Consider the following 10,753-nt stretch of genomic DNA (forward strand, 5'->3'; position numbering starts at 1 on the left):
CTAGCATCGGGGCTGGACGCGGCACAGTTCATGGCTTCTGTAGAAGCTGTAGGAGAAGTCAGTGAGGTTTGTGCACCGTTTCCCCGTGGGAATTACAGTGCTTGAGCGGACCTCATCGCCAGCAGGCTGGCTCCTACAGGGGGAACGTATTTCCAATGTGGGAGCCAGCCTGCTGGCGAAAGGATTCAGGCAGCGCCGGAGATGTCTTTAGGCAACCGCTGATCGATGACCTGATACAACGCGCTGCTCTCTGGCCAGTTACGCATGAACCGCGCACGATCGCGGACGTAGGCCGGGGCGAAGCTGCCGAGGGAGCCGTGCTGACACATCGAGTCCAGATCGATCAGCGCCCAGCGATCATCCTGCCAGAACAGGTTATGCCCCTTGAAGTCGCCATGACTGATGCGCTCGGCGATCAACCTTGCGAACAACTGATCCAGCGCCTGCAATTCGGATTCCGGCGCTTCGCCGCTTTCAACATAAGGTGCAAAACGCTCGATGATGTCTGGCCCCGGCAGGAATTCGGTGACCAGATAGGCACGACTGCGCAGCCACAGAAAACGCCTCTCCAGTACCGCCAGCGGTTTCGGCGTGGCGATACCGAGGAACGCCAGACGATTGCCTTCACGCCACGAATGCCACGCGCGGCTTGGGCGCCAGAAGCGCTTGAGCCAATGGGCAAAATTCTTGATGTTGTAGCGTTTGATCACCAGCGTGCGCCCGGCCACGTCGACCTTGCCAACGCTCGCCGCGCCACCGGTCTTGTACAAATGGCCCTGATCGAGCAGTGCATCGGCCTGCTCCAGCACGGGCAACATTGCCGCTTCTTCCTCGCGACGAATAGCGCGCAAAGCGAAAGCACCGCGCTGCACGGCAAACAATGTGCACTCACGCCCGACTTTGATCAGGTAATCGCGCAGACGCCAGGCGCGCACCTTGGCGATCTGCTTCTGCAACTGTTCCAGCGGCAACGCGTGTTCGCCGTTGCTCAGCAGGTAATACACCAGCAATTCTTCGGTGAACGGCTCCAGCGCCTTGGGCAACTGGGCGAAAAACACCCCGAGATTTTCCAGAACTTTCTGCCGCGACAACGGCTGGCCAGCGGTTTCTGCGCAGATGCCCGCGCCGTCGATCAAATGCAACTGACCATCGTGGCGCAGCAGATTGTCCAGATGCAGGTCTTCCTGCCACAGGCCTTTACTGTGCAACTGAGCAATCGCGCCCAGCGCCTCGGCCAGTACCGCCGATTGTTCATCCGCCAGCATCGGCAGCGACTCGACCTGACTCCAGGCATCACCGAGACTCTCGGCGTCTTCGAGGAATTCGAACAGCAGCCAGCCGCCCTCGCCGTCCTGCAAGCCATCAGCCAGCAGCAACGGTGTGGTCAGGCCTTGCGCAGCGAGCAGCTTTACGCCATTGAGCTCACGCTGAAAATGCCGCGCCGCTTTGCTGCCGACCAGCAATTTCGCCAGTACCGGTCGCCCGCGCCACACGCCAGCACCGACATAACGCTGCCCCGGCAACACCCGCAGCAGACTCAGCAACTGCAAATCGGCAGGCCCGGCGGCATCGGCCAGGGAAATCGTCAGCGGCAGACTTGGCGTGCGCCCGGCGTTTTTCAGGTCGGACAACTGCATCAGCGAGTCTCCTTGCGACTGCGCCGCGCGGTCAGGCGCGTAACCCAGGCGTCGACCAGTGAACTGTCGGTCGCCTGATCGACATAGGCCGCGAGCAGCTCACGCAGTTGCGCCTCGCTCCATTGCGGCGCGCGGCGCACCAGTGGTTCCAGATCCTTGACCCGATCGCGCATGCCCCACAGCAATGGCCGGGTTTTCTCCAAGTCGATCAACTGCGCCCGATACTCAACGCCATCGGCCTGCAAGAAAATATGTTTGGGGTAAAAGCAGCCGTGCACCTGACGCAGACCGTGCAGCAGCCGCGCCAGCTGTCCGCAGGCCTTGAGAATCGCCGATTGCTGCGTGACAGTCAGTTCCGACCAGCGCTGCAACAACGAATCGAGATCGTCCCAGCCATCGAGGGCACGGGTCAGCAGGATCGCGCGGACTTCGCCGTCGACCTTGCGCTGCCCGAAGAATGCCGCTTGCAACGCCGGAATCCCCAGCCTGTTGTAGCGACTGATGTTACGAAATTCGCGGGCAAAACTTGGCTCGCCGAACGGCGCATGCAACGTGCGGGTCAGGTAGTTGCTCTGACGCTTGAGGTAATAGGCATGCCCTTCCAGCTCGAGGCGAAACACGCTGCTCCAGCCGCCACCGTCGGTGTTCGGTTCATCCACCGCTTCGAGCTGTTTGGCCCACAGGGCGTCGAAGGTGCCGAGGCCGTTGCGCTCAAACAGCGCACGGTCTTCAGCGGCCAGGAAATCAGTCATTCGCGTCCCTCGAAAAATCTCACCACGTGGCGAATGCGCTTCTTGTCAGCGGCATTCAGGCGATCACGCCCACGGTATTGCAGGTAAAAGCGCAGGCGCTGGGTGTTCGACAGGTGGTATTTGGCAACCTTGTCGAGGCAGGCCAGGTCCTTGGTGATGCGGTATTTGAGCCAGAAACCGCGCCAGAAATCGCCGTTCGGGCAGTCGATCAGAAACAGTCGCGCCTGATCGTCGATCAGCAGGTTGCGCCACTTCAGATCGTTATGAGTGAAGCGATGGTCGTGCATGGTCCGCGTGTAAGCGGCCAGTTGCCGACTGACGCCGTCGACCCAGGCACGATCCTTGAGCTTGGGATCGTTGCGCTCGGCCAGCGCCGAGAGGTCTTCGGTGCGCGGCAGTTCGCGGGTGATCATCGCGCCACGGTCGTACGCCGCACCGCGTCGTTCCAGGCCCCAGGCCACCACTTCAGCAGTGGGAATGCCCCACTTGGCGAAGCGCTTGAGGTTCTGCCATTCCATCTTCACCCGCGGCTTGCCGAGGTAACGGCGCAAGCCCTTACCGGCGCCGACGTAGCGTTTGACGTAATAGTTGACGCCGTTGCGTTCGACGCGGATGACTTCCGACAGCGGATCGCGGGTCAGACGTTCGCCTTGCAGGGCGAACACCGCTTCGAGGCTGCCAAAATCTTCGGCGAGTTCACTGTATTGCGGCTCCAGAATCCAACCCGCCATCAGAGCGCATCCCCGTAACGCTGTTTACGCGCATAGAGTTTGTTGGCCTTGCCTTCCAGCCAGCTCAGCAACGGCGCTTCTTCAGCGAGAATCTGGCGCAGCGGTTGCTGGAAATAGCCCTTGAGGAAGCGCAGCTTGTCGCGACGGGTCAGGCCGATGTCCAGCGCGGAAAAGTACAACGCCGCCAAATCCTTGTTGCGCCAGCGCTGCGTGATTTTCGCGCGGGTCTGCGCACGGTGTAGATCGATCACCGAGAGCTTGAAATCTTCTGCCGTCACCGGTTTATCGGTGTGCAGCAGGAAGTGGCAGATGTAGCAGTCGCGGTGGTTAACGCCCGCGCGGTGCATCATGCCGGTCATGCGCGCGACTTCAGCGATCAGCGCGCGCTTGAGTTTCGGCTCCGGCGGCTGCTTGACCCAGTCAATGCTGAAGTCTTCAAGGCTGACGGTCGGCGCCAGCTCTTCGGTGACGATGAACGAGTGTTGATCGGCCGGGTTGCTGCCCTTCTCGCCGTAGGCGACGGCGGTCATGGTCGGCACGCCGACTTCCTGCAGACGCTGGATGGCTTGCCACTCCTGACCCGCGCCGAGTACCGGCAGCTTGGCGGTCAGAAGATTCTTGAAAATCTCGCCCCAACCGATGCCACGGTGGATCTTGACGAAAAATCCGTTGCCGTCGACTTCCGTGCGCAGTGTCCGGCGTGCTTCCAGCTCGCGGTATACCTCGCCCTGCAAGCCTTCGACTTCGGCGAACGGATCGCGTCCGGCCCAAAGGCTTTTGAACGGTTCAGCCAGCATCAACTTCATTAAGCGTGCTCCGCCAGAATCACATCGGCCGCGTGCTGCGGCATGCTATAGAGGTCGGCCGTCTCGGCGAAGGCCAGACCATTGCGGCTCCAGGCCGCGCGTGCAGCGTCGTCATGCAACATGTCAGTCAGGTATTGCGTCAGCTGCGCCTGCTCGAACGGTTCGTCCAGCACGCGCCCGGCGTCGGCCTCGGCGATGTAATGGGCGTAACCGCAGACCGCGCTGACCAGCACCGGCAAACCGGCAACCAGCGCTTCAAGCAACACGGTACCGGTGTTTTCGTTGTACGCCGGGTGAATCAACAGGTCGGCGCCGAGCAGGAAACGCGGGATATCGCTGCGCCCTTTCAGGAACGTGACGTTATCGCCCAAACCCAAGGTCGCACTCTGCATCTGGAATAATTTGGGGTCATCCTGGCCGATTACAAACAGCCGGGTGCGTTTCTTCAGCTCGGCGGGCAATGCCGCCAATGCTTTGAGGCTGCGATCAACGCCCTTGGTCTTGAAGCCGGAACCGATCTGCACCAGCAGCAGTTCGTCGTCCTTCAGATTGAATTCGGCGCGGAAACCGGCGCGGATTTCGTCAGCATCTGCCGGACGGCGGCGATCCTGCGCGATGCCCGGTGGCAGCAAATGGAAACGCTCAAGCGGCGTGTCGTAATGCTTGATGAACAGCGGCTGCTGCACTTCGGAAATCATCAGCACTTCGGTTTTCGCGTCTTTGGCGAACACCGCGCGCTCGTACTCGGCGAAGTGGCGATAGCGGCCCCAGCGGCGGTACAGCGAATTGCGCAGGTTTTGCGCCTTGTCTTCGAAGCAGCCGTCGGCGGCGTAATAAACGTCCAGCCCCGGCATCTTGTTGAAGCCGATCAGACGATCGACCGGGCGCTTGGCCAGATCCGCTGCCATCCACGCACTGAGTTTTTCGTTGCGACGATGATTGAAGAACGCCTTGACCGGCGCCACCAGCACTTCGAAACCGGACGGCACCTCGCCTTCCCAGATCAGCGTGTAGACGCGGATCTGATGACCGCGCTGTTGGCATTCGAGGGCGATGCGCATGAAATCGCGCTGCAAGCCGCCGAACGGGAAATATTTGTACAGGACGAATGCCAATTGCATCAGCGCAGCTCCTCAGCCATTAACAACGTGCTCAGTCGGCTGGCGACACGCTCGGGGTTCAGACGCGTGAAGCACAGCGGCTGTTCACGCTTCAGGTCAAACTGACGGGCATCCTGCGCGGTCGGTTGATAGGTACATTTCTTTTGCAGGCACGGCGCGCACGGGAAGTCGCTGGCCAAGTGTATCTGCAGCTTGCCGTAGGCGCCGGTCAGGCCCGGGTTGGTCGGACCGAACAGGGAGATGGTCGGCACGTCCAGCGCCGCGGCCAAGTGGCCGAGACCGGTGTCCACCGCGACGCAGGCTTGCGCGCCGGCGAGGACTTTGCCGACGCCGGCCAGATTGAGTTTCGGCAGCACTTCGGCGTGTTTGAAACCGGCGGCGATGCGCTCGGCGCGGGCCTTCTCCTGCGGATTGCCCCACGGCAGTTTGATGCCGACGCCGAGATAGCCAACGCGTTCGGTCAGTTCGCGCCAGTAGCTTTCCGGCCAGTGCTTGGTGTCCCACGTGGTGCCATGCAGGAACACTACGAATGCGTTTTTGCGTGGCAGCTCGACCAGACGCTCGACGTTGAGGCCGTAATCGCCGAGGCCTTTTGGCAGGTCGTAACCGAGGGCGATGGCGAACAGTTGGCGCACGCGTTCGACGGCGTGTTGACCACGGGCCACTGCCAGTTTGCGGTCGTAGAAACGCGCGGCCACCGGCTCGCGGGCCGAACCTTTATCGAGGCCGGCCACTGGCGCTTTGACGTAACGGGTCAGCCAGGCGCTTTTCAGCAGGCCCTGGGCGTCGATCACCAAGTCGTATTTGTTCGCGCGCACGCTTTGTTTGAAGCGTTTCCACTCACCGCTGGTGATGGTTTTCCAAAGGTTTTTGCGCCAGCGGCGAATCGCCACCGGAATCACCTTGCCAACGGCCGGATGCCAGGTCGGAATCTCGGCGAAGCCTTCTTCCACCACCCAGTCGAATTTGATCCCGGGAATCGCCCGGGCGGCGTCGGTCAGCGCCGGCAACGCATGAATCACGTCGCCCAGCGATGAAGTCTTGATCAACAGTACCCGCAACTTAATGAACCTCGACCACAGAGCCCTGCAATTTCTGCAAGGCATCGTTGACCGCGTCCGGCATCAGCTGGCGCAGGCAGTTGTAATGGCCGAAACGGCAGGTACGGTCGAAACACGGGCTGCATTCCAGGCCCAGACGCACCACTTCGACGTGCTCGGCCAGCGGCGGAGTGAAGCCCGGCGAGGTCGAGCCGTAGACGGCGACCAATGGACGGTTCAGCGCGGCGGCGACGTGCATCAGGCCGGAGTCGTTGGAGACCACCGAGTCGGCGCAGGACATCAGGTCGATGGCTTCAGCCAGCGAGGTGCCGCCGCTGAGATTGACCGATTCTTCGCGCAGGCCAGGGATCAGCCGAGCGCGAATGTCTTCGCCGACCGCGTGATCGTTTTTCGAGCCGAACAGCCACACCTGCCAGCCTTCGCGAATGCGTGCTTCAGCGACTTTGGCGTAATGCTCGGACGGCCAGCGTTTGGACTCGCCGAACTCGGCGCCGGGGCACAGAGCCAATACCGGGCGATCGAGGCTCAAACCGAACTTGGCCAACGCGGCTTCGCGGGTGACCGGGTCGATTTGCAGGCTTGGACGCGGATACGGTTTCGGCAGCTCGGCGTTCGCTTCATAGGCCAAAGCCATGAAACGCTCGATCATCAGCGGATAGCGCTCTTTGTCGAGGGTGCGCACATCGTTGAGCAGGCCGTAGCGGAATTCGCCGCGCCAGCCAGTGCGTTTCGGGATGCCTGCAAAAAACGGCACCAGCGCCGACTTCAGCGAGTTCGGCAGCAGGATCGCTTGATCGTACTGGCCGCGCAGGGATTTGCCGATGCGCCGACGCGTCGCCAATTCCAGCGCGCCGTGGCCGAGCGGGAAGCTCAAGGCCTTGCGCACTTCGGGCATGCGCTCAAGGATCGGCCGGCTCCACTCGGGGGCCAGCACGTCGATTTCGCATTGCGGGTGGCGCTGCTTGAGACACTGAAACAGTGTCTGCGCCATCACCATGTCACCGACCCAACTGGGCCCAACGATCAGAATATTCATATGGTTTCCAAAAACGAACCGGGGAGGCATTTACGCCTCCCCGCCTCGAGAACTCTACAAACACTGTAGATCTACTGTGGGAGCGGGCTTGCTCGCGATGGGGCCAGCACATTCAACCTTGATGTCGCCTGATATTCCGCCATCGCGAGCAGGCTCACTCCTACAGGGTTTTGCATCCGGTCCAACATCTGCGATTCACCGCAGATCTATTGTAGGAGTGAGCCTGCTCGCGATGGGGCCGTTGCATTCAACATTGATGTTGTCTGACACTCCGCCATCGCGAGCAGGCTCGCTCCCACAGGGTATTGGGTGCTGCATAAACTGGTTTCAGCTTAGCCCCATCTCCTTCCAGATCCGCAAAACCTGTTGGCGTTCCTCAGCAAACTGGTCTCCCGCAATGACTCCGGCGTCCTTCTGCAAGGCCTGCCGGTGAGCGGCGGAGCGGTAGGCTTTATAGGCCTCGCGCAACAGGCTGGCATCTTCGGCAGGCATCAGCCCTTCGTGTTCCAGCTCTTCCGTGATGCGGATGTTATCGGTCCAGCGCAGCAATGGCGGGTGACTGTGCGACCACGCCAGGGCCGCGTATTGCACCATAAATTCAATATCGACGATACCTCCGGCGTCCTGCTTGAGGTCGAACGGCGCCGTGGCGTCGAAGGCATTTGCCGCTGTGCCGGCCGCGGTGCTCTTGGTGCCGAGGTTGTCGCGCATCTTCGCGCGCATCTCGCTCACTTCCTGTTGCAACTTCGCCAGGTCGCGGGACTTGCCCAACACCTGCGCGCGAACCTTCTCGAACGCCTGACCGACATCCTGACTGCCGACCAGCACCCGTGCGCGCACCAAGGCCTGATGCTCCCACGTCCACGCTTCATTTTCCTGATAGCGGGCAAAAGCCCCCAGCGAACTCACCAACAACCCCGAAGCGCCGGATGGCCGCAGACGCATGTCCACTTCATAGAGCTGGCCCGAGTTGGTCTGCGCCGTCAGCAAGTGAATGATCCGCTGTCCCAGCCGGGTAAAGAACTGCGCGCCATCGATCGGTTTCGCCCCGTCGGTTTCCGCCTGCGGATCGCCGTCGTGGATGAACACCAGATCCAGATCGGAACCATGCCCCAGTTCCAGCCCGCCGACTTTCCCATAACCGACAATGATGAAGCCGGGATCGCACAAGGTGCCGTCGGTGCGCAGCGGTGTGCCGTGTTTGGCCACGGTCTGGCGCCAGGCCAGGGCCAGCACTTGTTCAAGAATCGCTTCCGCCAGCCACGTCAGGTAATCGCTGACTTTCATCAGCGGCAGGCTGCCGGCGATTTCCGAAGCGGCGACACGCAAGCGGTGCGCCAGTTTGAAATGACGCAGGGCTTCCATTTGTTGTTCGAGGTCGTCTTCGGGGATTCGTGTCAGACGCTCGCGCAATTCGGCGGCCAACTCCGGCGCCAAGGGTGGCTTGAACAGACGACCTTCGTTGAGCAGCTCATCAAGCAGCAGCGGGAAACGGGTGATCTGTTCCGCGATCCATGGACTCGCTGCGCACAGCGTCAGCAAGCGTCGCAGGGCGCTGGGGTTTTCCGTCAGCAAGACCAGATAAGCCGAACGCCGTGCAACCGCTTCAATCAACGGCAGTACGCGTTCAAGCACCAGATCCGGGTTGGCATGTTCAACGGCCTGCGCCAACAGACGCGGAATGAACGCATCGAGACGCTCGCGTCCCAGTCGCTGCATCGCCCGCAATTGCGGACTGCCACGCAAACCGGCCAACGCTTTCAGCGCTTTGCTCGCATCGGCGAAACCGCCCTCTTCGAGCTGGCGACACGCAGCCTCTTCATCTTGGGTTTCTTCCCACAGCGGCAGCCATTCACCGCCGACCACCACTTCACTTTCGGCGCCTTCTTCCTCATCGGGATCAGCGATCACCTGCGCGAAGTGCCAGGCGACGCGGCCGCGCCAGAACATCAGTTTTTCGTGGAAAGCCTCCCAATCGGCAAAACCGAGCATAAAGGCAATGCGCGCCTGATCCTGTGCGCCGTCCGGCAGCATCTGGGTCTGGCGGTCGGCAATCGCCTGGATCGCATGCTCGGTGTAACGCAGAAACTCGTAACCTTCACGCAACTCGCTGATCACCGCCGGCGGCAAATAACCCTGCCCTTCCAGCGTGCTCAACACCTTTAATAGAGGACGTTGCTGCAAGCTCAAGTCGCGGCCACCGTGGATCAACTGAAAAGCCTGAGCGATAAACTCGACCTCACGAATCCCGCCGGAGCCCAGCTTGATATTGTCGGCCATGCCCTTGCGCCGCACTTCCTGCTGGATCAGCTGTTTCATGGTGCGCAGCGCTTCGATCGCCGAGAAGTCCAGATAACGCCGATAAACAAACGGCCGCAGCATGTCGAGCAACTGCGCGCCCGCGACCTGATCGCCGGCCACCACCCGCGCCTTGATCATCGCGTAGCGTTCCCAGTCGCGGCCCTGATCCTGGTAATACTGCTCCAGCGCATTAAAGCTCAGCACCAGCGCGCCGGACGAACCGTACGGGCGCAGGCGCATGTCGACGCGGAACACAAAGCCGTCGACCGTCATCGGATCCAGCGCCTTGATCAGACGCTGACCGAGGCGAATAAAGAATTCCTGATTATCCAGCGAGCGCTTCACGCCCACCGTTTCGCCGCCCTCGGGGTAAGCGAAGATCAGGTCGATGTCCGAAGACAGGTTCAACTCGACAGCGCCGAGCTTGCCCATACCGAGGATGACCATTTGCTGCGGCTCACCGCTGCGGCGGCCGGTCGGCGTACCGAATTGCTCGCAATGGCGGCTGTACAACCATTGATAAGCTTGATCGATGGTGGCGTCGGCCATGTCCGAGAGGTCGCGGCAGGTCTGCACCAGATCGGCCTGACGGGTGAGATCACGCCAGATGATCCGCACTTGATGGCGGGCACGCTGGCGACGCAGGGCGCGACCGAGTTCATCTTCGGTCTGTGCCGCGTTCACCGCAGCGGAAATCTGCGCACACAATTCACCCGGTGCGAACGGTCGGTCGAGTTCGCCGGACTGCACCAGCGCAAGCAACATCAAAGGGTCACGCACGCTCTGTTCAATGACAAACTCGCTGGCGGCGGTGACGCGGGCGAACTGCGCCCAGCGCTCTGGCGTCCAGTTCGCAAAGCCGTGATCGTCTTCAAGCTCGGCGACGGCCGTACGGAACGACTGCTCGGATCGAGTGACCAACGGCAGGAGAATGGCAGGCAGTTCGGCAAGCACGGGCAGGGTCATGGTCTATCCTTGATCGGCGTGTAAACGGCCGCTTGTAGTGAATGGTGAAAACCCGCTACGTGAAGGACTGTCGAACAAAAGTTAGAAATAGCTGAAATTTCTTCTTCTTTAGCACCCAGCATCAAAGTTTCACCTTTTACGGATGGTAATCGACCAACCTTAACGATTATTCTCACAACGTAGTCGGAGGCCACAAGCCTTTCATCTGTAGTTTTACTACTCGTCTATACATCCGAAAGGCTGAAATGCCGGAAGATTTGTAGTAAAACTACACGCCGCCGGAACAACCTGTCGGCAATCCAAGAATTTTAAATCGTCTGCCCGCACGGGCAGGCGCAACCT

Annotated in this window: 8 protein-coding genes; all 8 read right to left on the reverse strand. The window is 60.8% G+C overall.

The annotated features are described in order from the left end of the window. Positions 1-185: 185 nt before the first annotated feature. Positions 186-1,637 carry a lipopolysaccharide kinase InaA family protein gene (locus ACIPZE_RS23265; protein WP_283437939.1) on the reverse strand — a complete coding sequence of 484 codons (1,452 nt, stop codon included), beginning with the start codon at positions 1,635-1,637 and terminating at the stop codon, positions 186-188. Continuing rightward, positions 1,637-2,389 carry a lipopolysaccharide kinase InaA family protein gene (locus ACIPZE_RS23270; protein ID WP_400775535.1) on the reverse strand — a complete coding sequence of 251 codons (753 nt, stop codon included), beginning with the start codon at positions 2,387-2,389 and terminating at the stop codon, positions 1,637-1,639. Before ACIPZE_RS23270 ends, ACIPZE_RS23265 begins: the two co-directional genes overlap by 1 nt. Continuing rightward, positions 2,386-3,120, reverse strand: a complete 735-nt coding sequence (locus ACIPZE_RS23275; protein ID WP_283437941.1) for a lipopolysaccharide kinase InaA family protein — start codon at positions 3,118-3,120, stop codon at positions 2,386-2,388. Before ACIPZE_RS23275 ends, ACIPZE_RS23270 begins: the two co-directional genes overlap by 4 nt. Beyond that, positions 3,120-3,926 carry a lipopolysaccharide core heptose(I) kinase RfaP gene (rfaP, locus tag ACIPZE_RS23280; protein ID WP_400775538.1) on the reverse strand — a complete coding sequence of 269 codons (807 nt, stop codon included), beginning with the start codon at positions 3,924-3,926 and terminating at the stop codon, positions 3,120-3,122. Before rfaP ends, ACIPZE_RS23275 begins: the two co-directional genes overlap by 1 nt. Then, the gene (locus ACIPZE_RS23285; protein ID WP_400775541.1) at positions 3,926-5,047 is read right to left on the reverse strand and encodes a glycosyltransferase family 4 protein; all 1,122 of its coding nucleotides are present in this window, start codon (positions 5,045-5,047) and stop codon (positions 3,926-3,928) included. The genes rfaP and ACIPZE_RS23285 overlap by 1 nt, the downstream gene beginning before the upstream one ends. Further along, complete coding sequence (gene waaC, locus ACIPZE_RS23290) at positions 5,047-6,108, reverse strand: lipopolysaccharide heptosyltransferase I (RefSeq protein WP_283437944.1); 1,062 nt, start codon at positions 6,106-6,108, stop codon at positions 5,047-5,049. The genes ACIPZE_RS23285 and waaC overlap by 1 nt, the downstream gene beginning before the upstream one ends. Before the next feature lies 1 nt (position 6,109). Next, positions 6,110-7,144, reverse strand: coding sequence for a lipopolysaccharide heptosyltransferase II (waaF, locus tag ACIPZE_RS23295; RefSeq protein ID WP_129388133.1), 1,035 nt, complete (start codon positions 7,142-7,144; stop codon positions 6,110-6,112). A gap of 327 nt (positions 7,145-7,471) precedes the next feature. Further along, positions 7,472-10,411 carry a bifunctional [glutamate--ammonia ligase]-adenylyl-L-tyrosine phosphorylase/[glutamate--ammonia-ligase] adenylyltransferase gene (gene glnE, locus ACIPZE_RS23300; RefSeq protein WP_283437945.1) on the reverse strand — a complete coding sequence of 980 codons (2,940 nt, stop codon included), beginning with the start codon at positions 10,409-10,411 and terminating at the stop codon, positions 7,472-7,474. Positions 10,412-10,753 lie beyond the last annotated feature (342 nt).

It is taken from the genome of Pseudomonas sp. NPDC089741 (assembly GCF_044748825.1).
GTDB lineage: Bacteria > Pseudomonadota > Gammaproteobacteria > Pseudomonadales > Pseudomonadaceae > Aquipseudomonas > Aquipseudomonas helmanticensis.